The sequence below is a fragment of the Citrobacter sp. UYEF32 genome (genome assembly GCF_040546205.1).
Lineage (GTDB): Bacteria > Pseudomonadota > Gammaproteobacteria > Enterobacterales > Enterobacteriaceae > Phytobacter > Phytobacter diazotrophicus.
The window spans coordinates 331,632-350,516 of the sequence record NZ_JBEPNI010000005.1 but is presented as its reverse complement, the minus strand read 5'-3'; the positions used below and the strand labels follow the sequence as shown (position 1 = coordinate 350,516).

Sequence of the window (18,885 nt, the reverse complement as noted above, 5' to 3'; positions counted from 1 at the left end):
TATCTATAACAGTTGGTAAAAATGTGCTTTTTAAGCGTGCTGATATAGAATGACTGCAGGGAAGGAGAGAGCGATGAAAAAATACCAGCGCCTGGCGCAGCAAATCATTTCGCAAATTGAACTGGGCGTCTGGCGACCCGGCGACAGGCTGCCCTCGTTGCGTGAACAGGTGACCAGCAGCGGGATGAGTTTTATGACCGTCGGCCACGCTTATCAGTTGCTCGAAAATCAGGGCTATATTACCGCCCGGCCTCAATCGGGCTATTATGTGGCGCCGCGCTCTCATCGTCCGCAAACCTTACCGCCCGCCACCTTAAAGCAAGACGAAGCGGTGGATATCAATACCTATATTTTTGATATTTTGCAGGCCAGCCGCGATGCCTCGATCTTGCCCTTCGGTTCGGCGTTTCCGGATCCGCGGCTGTTTCCTCTGCAACAGCTTAATCGCTCATTAGCCAATGTCAGTAAAAGTGCGACTGCGGTCAGCATCATTGAAAACCTGCCGCCGGGAAATTCCGGGTTGCGTCATGCCATCGCCCGTCGCTACGCCCAGCAGGGGATGACCATTTCACCAGATGAAATCGTCATTACCGCCGGGGCGCTGGAAGCGTTAAACCTGAGTTTGCAGGCTGTAACAGAGCCAGGTGACTGGGTGATTGTCGAAAATCCCTGCTTTTATGGTGCGCTACAGGCGCTGGAGCGTCTGCGCTTAAAAGCGCTGTCGGTGCCGACGGATATTAATGAAGGCATTGATTTGCAGGCGCTGGAACAGGCGCTCAAATCCTACCCCGTTAAAGCCTGCTGGTTAATGCCTAATAGCCAGAACCCGCTTGGTTTTACCCTGAGTGCAGAGAAGAAAGCGCAACTGGTGGCGTTGCTGATGCAGCACAACGTGACCTTGATCGAAGACGATGTCTATAGCGAGCTCTATTACGGGCGGGAAAAACCGCTACCTGCAAAAGCCTGGGATACCCAGGACATGACGCTACACTGCTCATCGTTTTCCAAGTGTCTGGTTGCCGGGTTTCGTATCGGGTGGGTCGCTGCCGGGAAACATGCCCGTCGGATCCAGCAGTTGCAGTTGATGAGCACCTTATCCACCAGTTCGCCCATGCAAATGGCGCTGGTCGATTACCTTGGCACGCAACGCTATGACGCGCATCTGCGGCGTCTGCGGCGCGCCCTGGCTGAACGCAAGCATCAGGCATGGCAGGCTCTGGTGCGTCATCTGCCTGCGGAGGTGAAAATTCACCGCAGCGACAGCGGTTATTTTTTATGGCTGGAGTTGCCGCCAGAGCTGGATGCCGGAGAATTAAGTCAGCGTGCCCTGGCCCATCAGGTCAGCATCGCGCCGGGCAAAATGTTCTCCACCTCCAGAGAACCGACGCCGTTCTTTCGCTTTAATGCATCCTGGCAATGGGGCGAGCGGGAAGAACGCGGCGTTATTCTGCTTGGCAAAATTATTCGCGAAATGATGAAATAAAAACGCAGGCGGTTGTTCTTATTTTCTGAATAATATTTTCTCAAATTAAAAATATCTCTGCGGAAATTTAAGCCGCAGAGGTCATTATTTTCTGTACTTGCCCATCAGGCATTCATACGAAATGTGAATGGCAACATAAATTAACCTTTCTCTGCTAACTCCTTGTCTATACTCCAGAAGATGCACCGCCAGCATTTTCGTAATAAATGTAATGCGCTGTATGTCACAACCTGGCGAAATTTCTCATTGACGGGATTCAGCCTTTCGGCGCTCCGTCTACCTTTAAATCAGGAGATATTTTTACGGCAAGGCGGCCGCTCATTTTCATTACGACAGGAGTAAAACATATGAGCAAGAAATTTGCCCCGAGCTGCCTGTGTGCGCTGGGCATGACCCTCATGACAGCACACGCCGCCGAGCCGACGGAAGTAGGGAAAGGAGAAGGGCGTCTGGATATTATCGCCTGGCCGGGTTACATCGAACGCGGTCAGACGGACAAGCAATATGACTGGGTTAGCCAGTTTGAAAAAGAGACGGGCTGCGAGGTCAACGTAAAAACGGCAGCGACCTCCGATGAGATGGTCAGCCTGATGGCTAAAGGCGGTTATGATCTGGTGACCGCATCCGGCGATGCCTCGCTGCGTCTGATCATGGGCAAACGCGTACAGCCCATTAATACCGCGCTCATCCCGAACTGGAAAACCCTCGATCCGCGCATTGAGAAAGGCGAATGGTTTAACGTCGGCGGTAAAGTGTACGGCACGCCCTATCAGTGGGGGCCAAACCTGCTGATGTATAACACCAAAACATTCCCGACGCCGCCAGATAGCTGGTCGGTCGTCTTCGTGCAGCAAAATCTGCCGGATGGCAAAACCAACAAAGGCCGCGTGCAGGCCTATGACGGGCCGATTTATATCGCCGACGCCGCGCTGTTTGTCAAAGCCACTCAACCGCAGCTTAGCATTGAAGACCCCTACCAGCTAACCGAAGCGCAGTATCAGGCGGTGCTGAAAGTGCTGCGCGATCAGCACGCCTTAATCCACCGTTACTGGCATGACACCACTGTTCAGATGAGCGACTTCAAAAACGAAGGCGTCGTGGCGTCCAGCGCCTGGCCGTATCAGGCCAACGCCCTGAAAGGGGAAAACCAGCCCATCGCCACCGTGTTCCCGAAAGAGGGGGTAACGGGATGGGCAGATACCACCATGTTGCACGCGCAGGCGAAACACCCCAATTGCGCCTACAAATGGATGAACTGGTCGCTGACTCCGAAAGTACAGGGTGACGTCGCCGCCTGGTTTGGCTCACTGCCGGTGGTGCCGCAAGGCTGTAAAGCCAGTGATTTGCTGGGTGAAAAAGGTTGTGAGACCAATGGCTACAGCTTCTTTGACAAGATTGCGTTCTGGAAAACGCCTGTTGCGGAGGGTGGCAAATATGTCCCTTATAGCCGCTGGACGCAGGATTACATCGCCATTATGGGTGGACGTTAATCGGTCAGGAGTGATGTATGACCTATGCTGTTGAATTTGAAAATGTCTCGCGGCTGTATGGTGATGTTCGCGCCGTCGACGGTGTCAGTCTGGCGGTAAATGACGGGGAGTTCTTCTCAATGCTGGGGCCATCTGGCTCCGGCAAAACCACCTGCCTGCGTCTTATCGCCGGTTTTGAGCAACTGAGCGGCGGGGCTATTCGTATTTTTGGCCGTGAGGCCAGCGAACTGCCCCCCTGGGAGCGCGACGTCAATACCGTTTTCCAGGATTACGCGTTATTCCCCCATATGTCGATCCTCGATAACGTGGCGTATGGCCTGATGGTTAAAGGCGTGGACAAGAAAACACGCCATGCCAGCGCGCGCCAGGCGCTGGAAAAGGTGGCGCTGGATTTTGTTCACGCCCGTAAGCCATCGCAACTTTCCGGCGGCCAGCGCCAGCGTGTGGCTATCGCCCGGGCACTGGTTAATCAGCCTCGCGTTTTACTCCTTGATGAACCGCTGGGGGCACTGGATTTAAAATTACGCGAGCAGATGCAATTTGAGCTGAAAAAGCTCCAGCAGGATCTGGGGATCACTTTTATTTTTGTCACCCACGACCAGGGTGAAGCGCTGTCGATGTCCGACCGGGTGGCGGTGTTCAACAATGGCAAGATTGAGCAGATTGATACGCCGCGTGAACTCTATCTGCGCCCACGCACGCCTTTTGTGGCGGGTTTTGTCGGCACGTCTAATGTTTTTGACGACAGGCGCGCGGGCGCGTTGTGTGCGATGAACGGCGTTTACTCTCTGCGACCCGAGCATATTCGCCTTAATCAGCCGGGGGAAATTCAGGTCCAGGGGGTGGTACAAGCGGTACAGTATCAGGGGGCGGCTACCCGTTTCGAACTGAAACTTACCGACGGCGAAAAACTGCTGGTCAGCCAGGCGAACATGTCCGATGCGCTGTTGCCTGACACCTTAGCACCGGGGCAAACGGTGCTGGCGTCGTGGTCGCGAGAGGCGATGGTGCCGTTACAGGGAGCGGGGTGATGGAGATGAGCCTTTCCCGTTCACCCCAGCGTAAACCGGGCAGCCGCCTGAGTGGCCTGTTCTGGCGCAAACCGGCGCTGGGGTTGTTCCTGTTGTTGCTGGGGCCACTGATGTGGTTCGGCATTGTGTATCTGGGGTCGTTGCTGACGTTGCTATGGCAAGGCTTCTACACCTTTGATGATTTCACCATGTCGGTAACGCCGGATTTCACCCTGGCAAACCTGCAGGCGCTGTTCAATCCCGCCAATTACGACATCATCTTACGTACCTTCACCATGGCGGTCGCCGTGACGCTGGCAAGCGCTATTCTGGCCTTCCCGATGGCATGGTATATGGCGAAATACACCAGCGGAAAATGGAAAGCCTTTTTCTATATTGCGGTGATGCTGCCCATGTGGGCGAGCTATATCGTGAAAGCTTACGCCTGGACGCTGCTACTGGCGAAAGACGGTGTTGCCCAATGGTTTCTCGGTCATATGGGGCTGGAACCTGTACTCGGCGCGTTGCTAACGCTGCCTGGCATCGGCGGCAATACGTTGTCGACCTCTGGTCTGGGGCGTTTTCTGGTCTTCGTCTACATCTGGCTGCCGTTTATGATCCTGCCGATTCAGGCGGCGCTCGAACGGTTGCCGCCGTCGTTATTGCAGGCGTCAGCGGATCTTGGCGCCCATCCCCGGCAAACCTTTCGCCATGTGGTTTTGCCGCTGGCAATTCCGGGTGTGGCCGCTGGCTCTATCTTTACCTTCTCCCTGACGCTGGGTGATTTCATTGTGCCGCAACTGGTGGGGCCGCCGGGGTTCTTTATCGGCAACATGGTCTATTCGCAACAAGGGGCAGTTGGCAATATGCCAATGGCGGCAGCCTTTACGCTGGTCCCCATTGTATTGATTGCCCTTTATCTGGCGTTCGTGAAACGTTTGGGAGCGTTCGATGCACTCTGACCGCGCACCGTTATTTCTCAAAATTGCCGCCTGGGGTGGGGTTATCTTTCTCCATTTCCCGTTATTGATAATCGCCATCTATGCTTTTAATACCGAGGATGCCGCGTTCAGCTTTCCCCCGCAGGGCTTTACGCTGCGCTGGTTTAGCGTGGCGGCGGCGCGGGGCGATATCCTGGATGCCGTGACACTGTCACTGCAAATTGCGGCGCTGGCGACCCTTATTGCCTTAATCCTTGGCACGCTTGCTGCAATGGCTCTCTGGCGCAGTGAGTTTTTTGGCCGGAACGCCATCTCACTGTTGCTGCTGCTGCCGATCGCCTTGCCCGGCATTATTACCGGGCTGGCGCTGTTAACGGCATTTAAAACGGTGGATCTGGAACCCGGTTTTTTCACCATCGTTGTTGGTCATGCCACGTTTTGCGTGGTGGTGGTTTTCAACAACGTGATAGCCCGATTTCGTCGCACGTCGTGGAGTCTGGTTGAAGCCTCAATGGATTTGGGTGCCACCTCATGGCAGACGTTTCGTTATGTGGTGTTGCCCAATCTCGGTTCGGCGCTGCTGGCCGGGGGAATGCTGGCGTTTGCCTTGTCGTTTGACGAAATCATCGTCACGACCTTTACCGCAGGGCATGAACGCACCTTGCCGCTCTGGTTGTTAAATCAACTGGGGCGCCCGCGCGATGTACCAGTAACCAATGTGGTGGCGCTGCTGGTGATGCTGGTAACGACCATCCCGATTTTGGGCGCCTGGTGGCTGACCCGTGACGGTGAAACCGTAGCCGGAAGCGGCAAATAACTGACAACTCTGAAAGGATAGCGCTATGCAACATCAATTATTTATCAATGGAGCACTGGTCGACGGCGAAGGCGAGAAACAGGCCGTGTTTAACCCGGCCACCGGCGAGGTGTTGCTGGAGATTGCCGAAGCCTCGCCTGCGCAGGTAGACGCGGCGGTGAAGGCGGCCGATGAGGCCTTCAAAACATGGGGACAGACGACGCCAAAAGCGCGCGCCGAGTGCCTGCTGCAACTGGCGCAGGTGATTGAAGACAATGCCGAAACCTTTGCAATGCTTGAGTCACTGAACTGTGGCAAACCCTTGCATTGTGTGCTGAGCGATGAAATTCCGGCGGTCGCGGATGTCTTTCGCTTCTTCGCAGGCGCCGCGCGTTGCCTGAACGGACTGGCCGCTGGGGAGTATCTGGAAGGGCATACCTCGATGATTCGCCGCGATCCGGTTGGCGTTGTGGCCTCTATCGCCCCGTGGAACTACCCGCTGATGATGGCCGCATGGAAGCTGGGGCCAGCGCTCGCGGCAGGTAACTGTGTGGTCATTAAGCCGTCAGAAATCACGCCGCTGACGGCGCTCAAACTTGGCGAGCTGGCGCAGGATATTTTCCCGCCGGGAGTACTGAATGTGCTGTTCGGTCGGGGGAAAACCGTTGGCGATCCGCTGACCGGGCACGAAAAAGTGCGCATGGTCTCGCTGACCGGCTCGATTGCCACCGGTGAGCACATCATCGGTCATACCGCCTCTTCGATTAAACGTACCCATATGGAGCTGGGCGGTAAAGCGCCGGTTATTGTGTTTGATGACGCCGATCTGGATGCGGTTGTCGAAGGCGTTCGTACCTTTGGTTTCTACAATGCCGGGCAGGACTGTACCGCCGCTTGTCGCATTTATGCCCAAAAAGGGGTTTACGATGCGCTGGTTGAAAAACTGGGTGCCGCGGTGGCGAGTCTGAAAATGGGCCCGCCGGATGATGAAACCACCGAGCTGGGCCCCCTGAGTTCCGAAGCCCATTTGGCGCGCGTCAGCAAAGCGGTGGACGAGGCGAAAGCATTAAGTCATATCCGTGTGGTGACCGGCGGCAGCAAGCGTGAGGGGGCGGGGTTCTACTTCCAGCCCACATTGCTGGCCGGGGCAAAGCAAGACGATGCGATAGTGCAACGCGAAGTCTTTGGGCCGGTCGTCAGCGTGACGGTATTTGATGATGAAGAGCAGGTGCTGGACTGGGCCAATGATTCGCAATATGGCCTGGCATCGTCCGTGTGGACCAAAGATGTTGGCCGCGCGCACCGCCTCAGTGCGCGTCTGCAATATGGCTGCACCTGGGTCAATACCCACTTTATGCTGGTCAGTGAGATGCCCCACGGTGGACAAAAACTTTCGGGGTACGGCAAAGATATGTCGATGTACGGGCTGGAAGATTACACCGTGGTTCGCCACGTGATGATCAAACACTGAGCTTTTAACCCGGCTTAGCGTGAGCGTGGGAGTTACCGTTTCTGTAGCTGTTTATTCACAGGTACAGAATAATTGAGGTAACTCTCACGCTTTATAATTTCTTGTGTGTCAAAAAACGTAAAGATGGTATATTCCTGACAATGCTTAACGCGCCTTACCCGCGTAGCGTGACCAACATTAAAATAAAACCTACAAATGTAATACTGCATATCACGGCTGGGATTGTCACATTAATTTAATTCGTGCGACAAATTATCATCACATCCCGCCATTGATAATGTTGCTTTTTTAGTCTCTGGGGGAAACAAAATGAGTAAAGTCGTTGTGGTACTGCTGCCTGGCGGTATCCCTGAGTATTTGACGGTTAATGATAGCGACACCACCGTAACCTGGTCCGTAAACCAGACAGCAGAAGGCGCGTCCGGTCTGACGTTGCCTATAGAAACTTATTTCTGTGAAGGCGAGGAGCTTCATTTTGCCCGCTATGAACCTGCGTTAAGTAGCGCAATGACCGGGCAGTATTTTTTAAATGCCTGAAAACCATGCCGGTTAATTGTGCAATTGACAGGTAATCGCGTTTCATAAACGTTTTAAATAAACTTAGCAGGCTATGTGAAATAGAGCATGACCGGTGATGCGACGGCAAGGATGCACGGCGTAAAGCGTATTGCATATTAAACGCGTGAAAATAAAAAAGGGCGCAGCGGCCCTTAATATTCAAATGATTCGCAGGCTAGCGTTTCAGGATGTTTTCATTATCCCGTGGAGCCCAGTCTTTTTCTGAGAAATCATATATAGAATAAGACTGATCGCGTAACCCATTGGCGCGTAACATTCCCCGGACATCCGCTGGCAAATTCTCATCACGAAAAAGCTCAGCTATCACAAACATTGCGTCGCTAAAGGAGAGCTGTTTAATTTCAAAGGGTTTCCAGCCAGTACGCTTGAAAATAAGATGCCACAGAGCTTCTTCCCCGGCCAGTGCCACATAAGGGCTGGCATACTTCTCCCGATGACGAGACAGCAGGACTTCCAGAGTAAAAATATGTGCGACGCGTTGCTTCGCAGCAGATCCCCTGGCCGTCGTTTCGTTCGTCAGTTCCTCGTGCGTTATGTCATTGTTTTCACACACTCTGGTCTCGATGGCTTGCCATAGATCGTCAAACTTTTGCATTACTGTTACCCTGTAAGAATTAGTTACGGCATTGAGACAATACCAGAGAAATCAGCCATCCGCCAAAGCAAGCATCCGGTGAATTTATGACAAAAATGAAGGCATCCCGTTCTCTTTTTTTATGTCAATTTCACGCCAGGCTTAATCTTATGATTTATAAAAAACTTAACGTAAATCAAAAAAGAAAAATATATAACTCACGGACTGAGTGGTCTGAGAAAACAACCGGATGTTGCTTGCGATCAATATTGTCGTGGGGGTAGCGTCCTACATTGAAAGCTCATCTCCTCCTTAATGAGACGCCTCAATGAGAATCACACCGTGGGTGTTGATCGTGCTGGCTGTAACCAGTGTGCTGAGTATTGAAAACAGTCTGGCTAAAACACAGATATTGAGTGATGCACAGGTTAAACAAAAGGTGATTGAGGAGTCCATTGCAGCTTACCCGGGGCCATGTGCCTGCCCGTTTAATCAGGCCAGAAATGGCAGTGGCTGCGGTAAACGTAGCGCATGGAGCAAACCGGGTGGCTATGATCCTGTCTGCTATGCCAGTGAGGTGACACCGCAGATGATCAAAGACTGGCGTGAAGAACATAAACAATAGATGGCTCATGCAGTAGTGTCAGTTTTTGTGACCGAGCGTTTAAGCCCGCCATCCTGATGTTCAGCACGTTTTAATGCCGTTTACTCTCGCTGTTATATAGTGGCGCCAGTGAGATATTCAGGACGTTAAAATGTTCGAATTTGCATGCGATAAATGCGGAAAAACCGTGATTATCGAAGATTTGGCAGCCATCGCCAAAGATAAGGCGAGGGGAATAACCTATTGTCCCCATTGCCACGCCAGCATTGCAGACGAAAAAATTGTGGCTCATGCAAAAATCAGGGCGACTGAAATGATTCACGCCGCTCTCGATTCCCTTCAGGCGAGACGTAAGGCCTCCGGCACCGGGGCGACTACCACCAGAGAACTTCAAACGCATTCTTAAACGCCTTTTTCTTTCGTTGAATTATCAGAGTCAGCCTGTCATGTCCTTTGAAGGTAGACTGAGATGCCACAGTGTATGTTTAAGGGTTGAACAAGGGAGGTTTACATGATCAGGCGTGCTTTCGTGAGTTTTTTCCTGCTTTGCGTATTTGCCGCAACCGCTGCTGATGGTGGGAATGGGGGTGACGGGGGAAACGGTTCTGATGGCGGCAACGGATCGGATGGTGCGGCTGGCGTCAGCGCTGCGGGCCGCGCGGGTTGTCCGGGTGGCACAGATCCAGATCGGTCGGGAAAATTTTATCTTCCGGGTACAAAAGAGCAATGCAATCCTGGCAAGCAGGATGCAATGAAAAGCGCCAGTCAATAGTGTTGAAGCGGGCTGATTTGCATCCAGTGATGGCCCGGCTTCGCAACGCGGGCATTACGAATACGGGTAAAGGGCAGTAACGAGAAGCGACGGTCACGCGTTGCCAGTCCGTAAAATCAGAGTCACGTCAATTTCCCCCTCGTGATAAAGCGCACGATTAGTGAAAAAACTTGATAAATGTCAATAAAAGCGGCATATTGCGCCCGTTTTGTTATCACAGGGTTAGTGTGGCTATGTCGCTTTATCAAAAAATGCTGGTTTTTTACGCAATTATGGCGCTGCTTTGCGCAATTATTACCTGGTTTTTATCCAGCGACCGTAAACGGATCCGTTTTCTGAGCGCGTTTCTGGTGGGCTCAACGTGGCCGATGAGCTTCCCGGTGGCCTTACTGGTCTCACTGTTTTGATCTTTTGATAAAGAGTGACGCAAGGCGTGACCGGTTAGACAAAAATAACCTTAAAAAATGTGCAACATAGTCTGCGTATGTTTTCCATGGAAAGGAGGCGGACGATGGACTTGTTCATTAAGATGTTAATGTTTTATGCCGTGATGGCATTACTGACGGGCGTAGCGACCTGGTTTTTATCCAAAGAGACTCGCCGGATCAAAACGCTCAGCGCGTGCTTAGTCGGCGCAACATGGCCGATCAGTTTCCCGGTTGCCCTGGTGTTCTCATTTTTTTAGCATACTGAGCGCGTGTAAAGCGATAAGGCCCGACCCACCGGTTATGGTGGCCGGGTCTTTTTTATGGCAGCAGCGTTTTGAGTTTCTTGCGCGCGGTGGGAGAAATATCATGCGGATGGCTATAACCCATGTTTTCCACTGACCGGGTATAGAGAGCGACCAGCCAGTCGTAAACATAGCGCGTTGCAGCGTGAACAGGTTGTTCGCCTAAACGCGTTAACCGTTCCGTCGAGCCAGAACTCGCGGAGGCGAACACAGCGCTGCCTTTCTGCACGCGGCTGGCAGGGCGCTGCGCTTCCGGAACATCGGCATAACCCAGCCAGGCGACAAAATTACCAATGGCGGCGTACAACTGCGCCGCAGAAGCGGTATCGCGCTGCATAATCTTCTGCAACTGCTCCGGCATATTCAGTCGGTAGCTACTAATGATGAGAATTTCCGCCATCTGCCGCACCGTGGCGGACGAGAGGCCAAGCCGGGCGGCGTTTTCATCATTACGACTCCACTGACGCAAGTGGTTGATCCACATCGCGTGCGCCTGTTGGCCCGCATCACGCGCCACTTGAGGCTGTTCGCTGCTCTCTGCCGCCTCGCCAAACAGGTCGATGGCATCGTTAAACAAGCCGCTGACCTGTTCTTCGCGCGGTTGCTGAACTTTCCACAGAGAGTCAAATTGCTGCATATCCGGCAGCAGGCCTTCCAGCAACTCGCCATGACGCGCCGCATGGGTCTGCAACTCACGCACGACCGCTTCTGCGCGGGTACGCTGAGCGGCATTCTCTTTTGCGGGGGCGATAAGCCAGGCCTGCATCAGATCGCGCAGCGCCAGTTGATGACGTTCACGCAGGGATTTGAAGCGATGCTGACGCAGCGCCGGGGCGGTTGCCTGGGCGAGCCACTCAAGAACCCGTTGTAAACTGCTGGCATCCAGCGCCTGCAGCGTACCCCAGTGCTGGCCCGGTTTCCCGACCAGTTGTTGCACCACTTCATCAAGATTCTGTCCGCTGGTAAAACGGGCATCGTGCGGGGTGATGGTCCAGACCAGGCCAGGCAGTGCGGTCTCGTGGCCCGATTGCGTCTCCTTCACCCAGTTCAGTAACGCTTTCGCCGTTGCCGTCGTGGTTGAGCGATGCGCCGTGGCATTGCAAATCAGTAAGACATCCGGCTGTAATTGCTGACGATAACTCTCCAGCAGCCAGCGGCATTTACTGTTCCACAGCGGATGTCCCTCCTGCGGCGCCGGGGTGGGGATATCCAGAATATCCACACCGTTCAGTTCACTGTTTTCGACCGGAAGCACCAGCTCTTTGGTTAACAGCGCCAGCGTCGAAACAGGAATACTGACCGCATTCTGTAATTGATCGTCCGACCACGGATGCACCACCACCTCACCGGCAATGGCTTCATTGTCCTGTTCCGTAGGGGTGAGAAAACCTTCGGTCGGCAGGGCGAAGTTATCGACTAACAGGCTCAACGGCGCCGCCAGTTCCCGGGCGTTTCCGGTCTGGTGCAGCGTATGCGCCAGCGATAGCCACTGTTGTGTTAACTCCTGTTGCTCACCCCACAGCAGTGCCCAGGCACTGGCGCGAGCGCTCAAGTCGAGCGATGGGAGAAGGCAGGCGAACTGATACCACAGCGCGTCGTCCATATGCTGTTGTGATGACGGCACCACCGAGCGCCAGAAACGGGCAATTCCCCCGACATCTTCCGCGCTAATGCCCGGTACCGGGTTTGGCTGGCGCAGTGCGCGCCATTTTGCCAGACGGCTTTCAATAACCGTCTTGTCGACGACACGCACTTCCGGCATGGCCTGCGCATGCGCGATGAAGACCTGCACCAGTTCCGCCTCGCTAATCAGACGTAAGCGCAGGGGGAAATTATCATCAACACGCGGATTCTCGCGGCTGAAACGCAGCGCCATACTTGTCAACATATGGCCGGGGTTGAGATGGCTGAAATAATCCAGCGTCTTCTCGCCCAGCAAGACATGTAAACGTCCGTTGCCGCTGTCACACAGCGCGGCAAGTAAATGGGCTTTGGCTGCCTGAGCATGCCCGTACAGCCCAACGGTGCAGGGCATTTTCGCGGCGCTTTCCAGCGCGGATTCCTGCGCCGTTAGCGCCGTTAAGCGCGCCAGTAGCGCGTCCGCGTCATCATCCAGCAACGGTGAAATCTGACGGTTTTCATTGATCCATGCACTGATCGCCTGGGTCGTGCTCATACTTGCACTCATTTCAGATACACACTCCCGCTGTCGATCCAGTAATGGCTGCCACTGTGGCGGCGATCGGCCAGCGTATTCAATTTGAAGGTTAACGCATCGGCGGGAACCGGCGTACCATCCTGCAGCCAGGCTTCGCTCAGAATAAACGATTCCGGCCCCTGGTGTTTGTTGCCGCCGCTAAATTGCAGCCGCACATTCAACACCCCGTCGCCTGCGATGGTTTTGGCCAGGTCAGAAGAGTTAATGCTCAGCGTGTAGAGCGGGGTGGCAGGCCAGCGGGCATTTGCCAGTTGACGAAAACCGAGCGTGACATTACCACGCAGCGGGAAATGCAGACGGGCATCCAGCTTCGCGCCCGGTTTATCCAGATCGATATCGTGATACCAGATATTCTCATCGCGCAGGGTGTTGACCACGTTATCCAGCACGCCGAGATAGCGCACGGTCGAGTAGGCGCCGATGTCAGCGGCTTTAAAGTTAAAGCGCGGCAGGCGCAGATCCAGCGCCAGGCTGCACAGCATTGCCCCTACCGCCGCGGTCGATTTCGGGTTGCCGATTTTGCCTTGCTGGCTGAACGGATACCACTCATGTACGCGGTACTTATCAAGCCAGATCATGCGGTTAACCGGCACCGGCTGCAAATGGCGAATTAACGCCTGTACCCCTGGCAGACAGCCAGGACGTCCGGTAATCAACAGGACATCACAACAGTAATGACTGATGGCTTCGCAGACCGCGTGCAGCGGCGAGGCAAGAGTAAATTGCCCGGCTAGCATCGCGTCCTGTAATTCGCGGAAGTTGACCTGAATCGGCACGCTCAGCACATCAAACTCCGGCGAGCCGGCAGGGAGCGCATGGTCGATCGCCTGTTTCAGGTAGTTCATCACGTTGCGCGTTGGCAACTGGCTCAACAGTTCGCCGAACGTGGCATACAGCCCGGCAAGCGGATCGTTAACATCACTCTCTTCCCACGCCGCCAGAATGGCATGGCCAATGGGCATGAACAGTTGCAGGGTGGTTTGTTGGCGCAACACCGCCTGCGTATCAATACGCCCGGAGTCGCCAAACAGGGTTGCCAGCAACGAGGCGGCATCCGTAATCCCGGCTTTTTGCAATTGGGTTTGCATCGCAGGCAGCACGCAGCGCTGAATCACATCCAGCAGCACATCGTCACCCGCCACTTTAAACCCTTCACGGAACAGCAATTGCGGGGTGATTTTAACGTTGCTGCCGGTACCATCATCAAGCTGGTAATGGGTGATCGCCATATCGGTTGTGCCGCCGCCGATATCCACCGAGGCAACGCGCAGGGAGCGTCCCGGCCGCGCGCCTGGGGCTTCGGCCCGATCGGGACGGGCGAGGGAGGCAAAAAAAGTTTCGGTTTGCCCGGCGTAGCGGGAAATCGCCTCGTTATACAGCCAGACGAGTTGACCGCAACTGGCTTCGTCCCACTCCATCTGGATATGCGGAACCGGCACCACGCTTTTTTCCTGCTGCTTGCGATGCGCAAAGTCATCATCTTGTGGATGCCAGCCCATGGCTTTCCAGACCAGCGCAATGGCTTCGAACATCCGGCGGCGGAAAATTTCACGTTCCTGCTTCGGCATCGCCGACGGCAGGGTCAGAATAATGGTGCGCAACTGACGCGGCGAGGCGGGAAAGCCCAGACGCAAACGGGTGGCGACGCTATTAATCTGCCCGAGCGCCTGTGCCAGCAGCTCGCACAGCATATGTGTCATCAAGGTGCTGCGACTGTATTGTGGCGAAAAGACGGGCAGGCGCTCATCGACGGGTAGGGTATACAGCGGCTGACCTTCATCGTTCATCAGGTTCATCAGCGGAAACGCGGTTGCCAGAGGTTCGCGCTGCGTTTTGCTGTTCATCTGGCTAAAACGCCAGTCCTGCAATACCGGGGTTTCATCCCAAAGGTAACGGCGCGGGCTGGAAATTCCGCTGTTGCCTTCGGTTCCCAGACGCTGCATCGCCAGTTTGCGGGCCTCGTCGCCGACACGCACAATAGAAGGCCAGATAAACGCGTCTTCGCGTCCGCTTTCTACCGAGAAATGCTGTTTGCCAAAGCGTGCTTCGGAGAACTCCAGGCGGCTGGTGAACAGGGGTTCATTAAGGAATTGCGGTTCGCTTAAGGAACGCACCTGCAGCTCGGCGGTCTGGCGCAGGCCATCGTTGGCATCGCCATGATCTTCAATAATGACGCCACAAGTGTGGGTGTTGCCAACATCGAGAATTAAATCCACCGGGATCGCCGGGGTGCTCAGCGTGTGGGTGACAATTTTCACCTCAGGCACCAGAAGCTGCGTTCCCAGCAGGGTAAGCAGGTTCAGCCAGTGCGCCTGATATTCAAAGCTGCGCAACGCCTGGGTAATTTCACGCTCACTGCGTTGTTCATCCTGATTGATGTGCTGAAGAAACGCTTCCCGTAACCAGCCATCTACCCAGGTTTGATCGAGAAAATCCGCCACTTCGTCATCACGCCAGGCCAGCGCGAAGCGTGTGCCGTTAAGAATATCGTTCTCTTGCGGTGCCAGCGCTGACGGGGAGTTGCCGTTGATCTGGCTGTCGAGGGCCAGGGTTACGCGGTGGGTATTCCCGGCGCCATCCGGTTCACTCAGTTTACGAATCTGTATCCGCGCCCAGTTTTCTGGCCCTTCGACGAAGGTACGCGGCGGGTTGAAGCGTAAGAACGGTATGGGCAGCCACACGCCATCGAGCACCGCCAGCGACGCGTGCAGCGACTGGGTGCTTTCCGGTTTGACCACCTCGGGCATGCCGCCATTGTGCGCCGGTAGGGTATAGCGTTCATTGACCAGATCGTAATCCAGGCGCAACAGTGGACCGTTCGCCGTCTTACGTACAAAGCGACCGCTTTGTGCCGACTCCTGTGGCGTCAGGCCAAAATCAAGAAACTGGACGCCACTGTTGGCGATAAGTGTGACGCTCTGTTTGTAATCACAAAGATTAACCAGCATAAAATCAGGCACCTGTTTTTCTGAAGGTCACCGCAACGGGCGTGGTATTCGCTTCAAAGCGCGCACTGCATTCCGCGATATCATTGGTTCCGGCTTTGCAGGAAATCTCCGGCATTGGGTAGCGGGAACCGTCGGTGCAACGTGCCGTGCTGCGACTCTTGATCATTAAAACCCCGGTTTCGTGCAGGCCGGAGTACAGGTCGGCGCGACAGCTCAAATTATTGCCCTGAATAACGCGCGCCGTGCCTTTATTGTTCTGAATCTGAAAACGCATAGTGACATCTTTGCCGGTGGCCTGGTCTTTCACGTCCATCACGACGCGCCAGTTACCATTGAGGAAACGGGTCGAGCCCGTTTTTACTTCCAGCGCGTCCATGACCAGCGCATCTTTCGGGATAGCGGTGATCACCAACGGTTTTTTCTCATGTACCACGGGTTCTGGTGTTTCCACTTTGGGCGCAATCACCTCGGCCTGATGGAGCGGCAGATTTGCATTCAGCGTTGGGGTGTGACGCACAACGGCGACCGGCGCAGGTTCGGGGCTGGCCACCACAGGCGCAGACTGTACGGTTTTCGGGGCGGGGGCTTCATGTTGCTGATTTAACCATAATGGCACCGCAACCGCCGCAGCCACGGCGGCCGCAATCGGCAAAACCCACAGGCCGTAGCGGCGACGTTTTACCGCGACAGGGGCTGGCGTCGGTTCCGGCTCGGGAATGGGCTCAGGTTCAGCAACCGGCGAGGCCATTTGCATTACCGGTTCGTCTTTCGCTACGGCTGTGCTGATTCCCGGCACAGGCGCGAGCAGCGGTTCGTCGGCGTGGCTTATCGTGACCGTGGCAACAGGCTCTTCGGCAGGTTCCGGTTCTGGCTCGATAACGGCAAGCGGCTCCGGAATATCTTCTCTGCGCAGGCATTCCAGCACATCTTCTCTGGCACTCTCATTGAGATTAACAAAGCCCCAGAAGGTGATGACCGGCTTACCGTCGACAAGAAAAACGTGGTTTTCACCGGGAAACTGCAACGCTTTTTCCAGCAGTGAACCAAACAGTTGCTGTGCCGTTTTTGGCGACTGCATGCATTTGCGGCTGAGGGTCGCGGCGCTGTCCAGGGTGCTTTCCAGGTAACGTAAGGCACGAAAGCGCGCATCTTCATCGGCGGCTTTCCAGGCCTGGGCGCGGCCTTCGACAGGGGAGTACCAGTCAACGCGGTCGCCTTCATCATTCACCTGCGGTATGGCAAGGCAGTCAACCAGCGCCTGCTGCTTACGCAGACGCAGGGCTTCACGAATTTGTAACGCCGAATCAAATACGGCCTGACCGCCGCCGCCCACGGCTTGAAAATCATCAAGATCGCCGCTGCGCAAGAGTGTTTTTGCCACGTTTTCATCCCATAGACTTTTTCACGCGTCTACTGTACGCAATGTCATCACAAACAAACGGCAGAAGAGAGCGCAAAACCATTGAATTCTCGACGCATTGAGACCATCTCATAAACCTTGACGGCAAGAAGTTCGTTTAAGTTGAATGATAAATTTAATTTTGCTGGAAAATTCAGCAAAAACAACTGGATTAGAATAACCTGATAGTGATTCGTTATTTGCCAGTTAACTTCTGCTGTGCTGAGATTAATACTCCAAATAATAAATAAGGCCCGAATCTATGTTCGCAAGGAAATCCCTGCTCGCGCTGGCGCTGAGCACGCTGTTACCTGCAGGCGCCGTGTGGGCGGCAAACAATGACACCCTTGTCTATTGCTCCGAAGCCTCGCCGGAATCGTTCAACCCGCAAATCGCCAGCTCTGGCCCATCGTTTGTCGCCAGTTCACAGGTGCTGTATAACCGACTGGTGAACTTCGATCCGGTGAAAAACACCCCGATTCCATCACTGGCCACCGCCTGGACAATCTCGCCGGACGGGAAAACATACACCTTTACGCTGCGCCAGGGCGTTAAATTTAACAGCAATAAATACTTTAAACCGACCCGCGATTTTAATGCGGATGACGTTATTTTCTCCGTCATGCGTCAGAAAGACCCTAAGCATCCTTATCATAATGTTTCGAAAGGAAATTACGAATATTTCAGCGATGTTGGGCTGGATAAACTGATTCAGGATGTCAAAAAGGTTGATGACTATCACGTTCAGTTTGTTTTGAGCGAGCCTAACGCCGCGTTTCTTGCCGACTGGGGAATGGACTTCGCCTCCATCCTCTCGGCGGAATATGCCGACGCCATGCTGAAAAAAGGGACGCCGGAGAATGTCGATAACTGGCCGATCGGTACGGGCCCGTATGTCTTACAGCAATACAAAACCGACGCGCAAATCCGCTATCTCGCAAACCCCAACTATTGGGACGGCGAGGTGCCGACAAAACACCTGATTTTTGCCATCACCCCGGATGTCCAGACGCGTCTGGCGAAACTGCAAACCAACGAGTGTCAGATTATCCCGGCGCCTGCGCCGGTTCAGTTTGAGCAGATTAAAGCCAATAAAGATCTGACCCTGCACACTATCGATGCGCTGAACGTCGGCTATCTGGCGTTTAACACCGAGAAAAAACCGTTTGATAATGTCCTGGTGCGTCAGGCGTTGAATTACGCTACTGACAAAAAAGCGATTGTCGATGCGGTCTTCCTGGAGTCGGGTACCGTGGCGAAATCACCGCTGCCGCCGAACATGCTGGGCTACAAAAAAGATCTGAAAGATTACGGCTACGATCCGGAAAAAGCCAAAGCACTGCTGAAACAGGCCGGGCTGGAGAAGGGCTTTGAAACGACCCTCTGGTCCATGCCGGTACAGCGTCCGTACAACCCGAACTCACGTCGCATTGCGGAGATGATCCAGAGCGACTGGGCGAAAGTGGGCGTGAAAGCGAAAATTGTCTCTTATGAGTGGGGCGAATACCTGGCCGGGATGCGTCGCGGTGAGCATGATACCGCGCTGTTTGGCTGGATGTCGGATAATGGCGACCCGGATAACTTTGCCGACACCCTGTTAAGCTGCGCCAGTGTGAAAAGCGGTTCGAATGCCGCACGCTGGTGCGATAAAGCGTATGATGGCCCGGTACTGCAGGCTAAACTGACCAGCGATCCGGCAAAACGCGCCGGGCTTTATGGTCAGGCGCAAGAGGTCTTCTATCAGCAGGCGCCGTGGATTGCGCTGGCGAACGGTAAAACCTTCTATGCCACACGCAGTAACGTCACGGGCTATAGCGTGAGCTTAATGGGCAGTGATTTTTCGAAAGCAAAACTGAATTAACAGAGGTAG

17 protein-coding genes are annotated in these 18,885 nt (G+C 54.3%); 13 read left to right on the top strand and 4 right to left on the bottom strand.

Annotated features, from left to right (window positions below):
- Positions 1–73 precede the first annotated feature (73 nt).
- The 7 genes from ABIB59_RS16230 (at position 74) to ABIB59_RS16200 (ending at position 7,728) form a co-directional block, all read left to right on the top strand.
- Positions 74–1,483, top strand: a complete 1,410-nt coding sequence (locus ABIB59_RS16230; RefSeq protein WP_039079105.1) for an aminotransferase-like domain-containing protein — start codon at positions 74–76, stop codon at positions 1,481–1,483.
- 347 nt (positions 1,484–1,830) lie between these two features.
- Entirely contained in the window at positions 1,831–2,973 is a 1,143-nt protein-coding gene (gene ydcS, locus ABIB59_RS16225; protein ID WP_071194136.1) for a putative ABC transporter substrate-binding protein YdcS, read from the top strand.
- A gap of 17 nt (positions 2,974–2,990) precedes the next feature.
- The gene (locus ABIB59_RS16220; RefSeq protein WP_079497480.1) at positions 2,991–4,004 is read left to right on the top strand and encodes an ABC transporter ATP-binding protein; all 1,014 of its coding nucleotides are present in this window, start codon (positions 2,991–2,993) and stop codon (positions 4,002–4,004) included.
- On the top strand, positions 4,004–4,945 hold the full coding sequence (locus tag ABIB59_RS16215) for an ABC transporter permease (protein WP_039079102.1): 942 nt from the start codon (positions 4,004–4,006) through the stop codon (positions 4,943–4,945). The genes ABIB59_RS16220 and ABIB59_RS16215 overlap by 1 nt, the downstream gene beginning before the upstream one ends.
- On the top strand, positions 4,935–5,741 hold the full coding sequence (locus tag ABIB59_RS16210) for an ABC transporter permease (protein WP_039079101.1): 807 nt from the start codon (positions 4,935–4,937) through the stop codon (positions 5,739–5,741). Before ABIB59_RS16215 ends, ABIB59_RS16210 begins: the two co-directional genes overlap by 11 nt.
- Positions 5,742–5,766: 25 nt before the next feature.
- Complete coding sequence (patD, locus tag ABIB59_RS16205) at positions 5,767–7,191, top strand: aminobutyraldehyde dehydrogenase (protein ID WP_071194138.1); 1,425 nt, start codon at positions 5,767–5,769, stop codon at positions 7,189–7,191.
- Positions 7,192–7,500: 309 nt separating this feature from the next.
- Positions 7,501–7,728, top strand: coding sequence for a hypothetical protein (locus ABIB59_RS16200; RefSeq protein ID WP_052249252.1), 228 nt, complete (start codon positions 7,501–7,503; stop codon positions 7,726–7,728).
- A 196-nt stretch (positions 7,729–7,924) separates the two neighbouring features.
- Here ABIB59_RS16200 and ABIB59_RS16195 read toward each other — a convergent pair whose 3' ends face one another.
- Positions 7,925–8,365: an ECs1072 family phage-associated protein gene (locus tag ABIB59_RS16195; protein WP_039079099.1), complete on the bottom strand. Its 441-nt coding sequence runs from the start codon at positions 8,363–8,365 to the stop codon at positions 7,925–7,927.
- Between the two features lie 307 nt (positions 8,366–8,672).
- Between ABIB59_RS16195 and ABIB59_RS16190 the strand changes: the two genes are divergently transcribed.
- The 5 genes from ABIB59_RS16190 to ABIB59_RS16170 all read left to right on the top strand — a co-directional run bounded on the left by ABIB59_RS16190 (position 8,673) and on the right by ABIB59_RS16170 (position 10,405).
- A complete protein-coding gene (locus tag ABIB59_RS16190; RefSeq protein WP_354036179.1) occupies positions 8,673–8,969 on the top strand; it encodes a hypothetical protein in 297 nt (98 codons plus the stop codon).
- A gap of 130 nt (positions 8,970–9,099) precedes the next feature.
- Positions 9,100–9,354: a hypothetical protein gene (locus ABIB59_RS16185; RefSeq protein WP_132439302.1), complete on the top strand. Its 255-nt coding sequence runs from the start codon at positions 9,100–9,102 to the stop codon at positions 9,352–9,354.
- 148 nt (positions 9,355–9,502) lie between these two features.
- On the top strand, positions 9,503–9,703 hold the full coding sequence (locus ABIB59_RS16180) for a hypothetical protein (RefSeq protein ID WP_165158686.1): 201 nt from the start codon (positions 9,503–9,505) through the stop codon (positions 9,701–9,703).
- A gap of 250 nt (positions 9,704–9,953) precedes the next feature.
- Positions 9,954–10,127: a GhoT/OrtT family toxin gene (locus ABIB59_RS16175; protein WP_064572403.1), complete on the top strand. Its 174-nt coding sequence runs from the start codon at positions 9,954–9,956 to the stop codon at positions 10,125–10,127.
- Positions 10,128–10,231: 104 nt separating this feature from the next.
- Complete coding sequence (locus ABIB59_RS16170; RefSeq protein ID WP_064572402.1) at positions 10,232–10,405, top strand: GhoT/OrtT family toxin; 174 nt, start codon at positions 10,232–10,234, stop codon at positions 10,403–10,405.
- A gap of 61 nt (positions 10,406–10,466) precedes the next feature.
- On the opposite strand, the gene ABIB59_RS16165 is transcribed toward ABIB59_RS16170, so the two are convergent.
- From ABIB59_RS16165 to ABIB59_RS16155, 3 genes are read right to left on the bottom strand one after another with little or no spacing between them, the layout of a single operon-like run.
- Positions 10,467–12,638: a virulence factor SrfC family protein gene (locus ABIB59_RS16165; protein ID WP_335256900.1), complete on the bottom strand. Its 2,172-nt coding sequence runs from the start codon at positions 12,636–12,638 to the stop codon at positions 10,467–10,469.
- Complete coding sequence (locus tag ABIB59_RS16160; RefSeq protein WP_354036175.1) at positions 12,635–15,616, bottom strand: virulence factor SrfB; 2,982 nt, start codon at positions 15,614–15,616, stop codon at positions 12,635–12,637. Before ABIB59_RS16160 ends, ABIB59_RS16165 begins: the two co-directional genes overlap by 4 nt.
- A gap of 4 nt (positions 15,617–15,620) precedes the next feature.
- Positions 15,621–16,997 carry an SrfA family protein gene (locus ABIB59_RS16155; RefSeq protein ID WP_354036173.1) on the bottom strand — a complete coding sequence of 459 codons (1,377 nt, stop codon included), beginning with the start codon at positions 16,995–16,997 and terminating at the stop codon, positions 15,621–15,623.
- Between the two features lie 280 nt (positions 16,998–17,277).
- Here ABIB59_RS16155 and ABIB59_RS16150 point away from each other — a divergent pair, with 280 nt between their 5' ends.
- Entirely contained in the window at positions 17,278–18,876 is a 1,599-nt protein-coding gene (locus ABIB59_RS16150) for an ABC transporter substrate-binding protein (protein WP_317085668.1), read from the top strand.
- Positions 18,877–18,885: the final 9 nt, after the last annotated feature.

Bases quoted from the DNA above. Each gene is read 5' to 3' on its own strand.
- ABIB59_RS16230 (WP_039079105.1), top strand. From the start codon at position 74: ATGAAAAAATACCAGCGCCTGGCGCAGCAAATCATTTCGCAAATTGAA.
- ydcS (WP_071194136.1), top strand. From the start codon at position 1,831: ATGAGCAAGAAATTTGCCCCGAGCTGCCTGTGTGCGCTGGGCATGACC.
- ABIB59_RS16220 (WP_079497480.1), top strand. From the start codon at position 2,991: ATGACCTATGCTGTTGAATTTGAAAATGTCTCGCGGCTGTATGGTGAT.
- ABIB59_RS16215 (WP_039079102.1), top strand. From the start codon at position 4,004: ATGGAGATGAGCCTTTCCCGTTCACCCCAGCGTAAACCGGGCAGCCGC.
- ABIB59_RS16210 (WP_039079101.1), top strand. From the start codon at position 4,935: ATGCACTCTGACCGCGCACCGTTATTTCTCAAAATTGCCGCCTGGGGT.
- patD (WP_071194138.1), top strand. From the start codon at position 5,767: ATGCAACATCAATTATTTATCAATGGAGCACTGGTCGACGGCGAAGGC.
- ABIB59_RS16200 (WP_052249252.1), top strand. From the start codon at position 7,501: ATGAGTAAAGTCGTTGTGGTACTGCTGCCTGGCGGTATCCCTGAGTAT.
- ABIB59_RS16195 (WP_039079099.1), bottom strand. From the start codon at position 8,365: ATGCAAAAGTTTGACGATCTATGGCAAGCCATCGAGACCAGAGTGTGT.
- ABIB59_RS16190 (WP_354036179.1), top strand. From the start codon at position 8,673: ATGAGAATCACACCGTGGGTGTTGATCGTGCTGGCTGTAACCAGTGTG.
- ABIB59_RS16185 (WP_132439302.1), top strand. From the start codon at position 9,100: ATGTTCGAATTTGCATGCGATAAATGCGGAAAAACCGTGATTATCGAA.
- ABIB59_RS16175 (WP_064572403.1), top strand. From the start codon at position 9,954: ATGTCGCTTTATCAAAAAATGCTGGTTTTTTACGCAATTATGGCGCTG.
- ABIB59_RS16170 (WP_064572402.1), top strand. From the start codon at position 10,232: ATGGACTTGTTCATTAAGATGTTAATGTTTTATGCCGTGATGGCATTA.
- ABIB59_RS16165 (WP_335256900.1), bottom strand. From the start codon at position 12,638: ATGAGTGCAAGTATGAGCACGACCCAGGCGATCAGTGCATGGATCAAT.
- ABIB59_RS16160 (WP_354036175.1), bottom strand. From the start codon at position 15,616: ATGCTGGTTAATCTTTGTGATTACAAACAGAGCGTCACACTTATCGCC.
- ABIB59_RS16150 (WP_317085668.1), top strand. From the start codon at position 17,278: ATGTTCGCAAGGAAATCCCTGCTCGCGCTGGCGCTGAGCACGCTGTTA.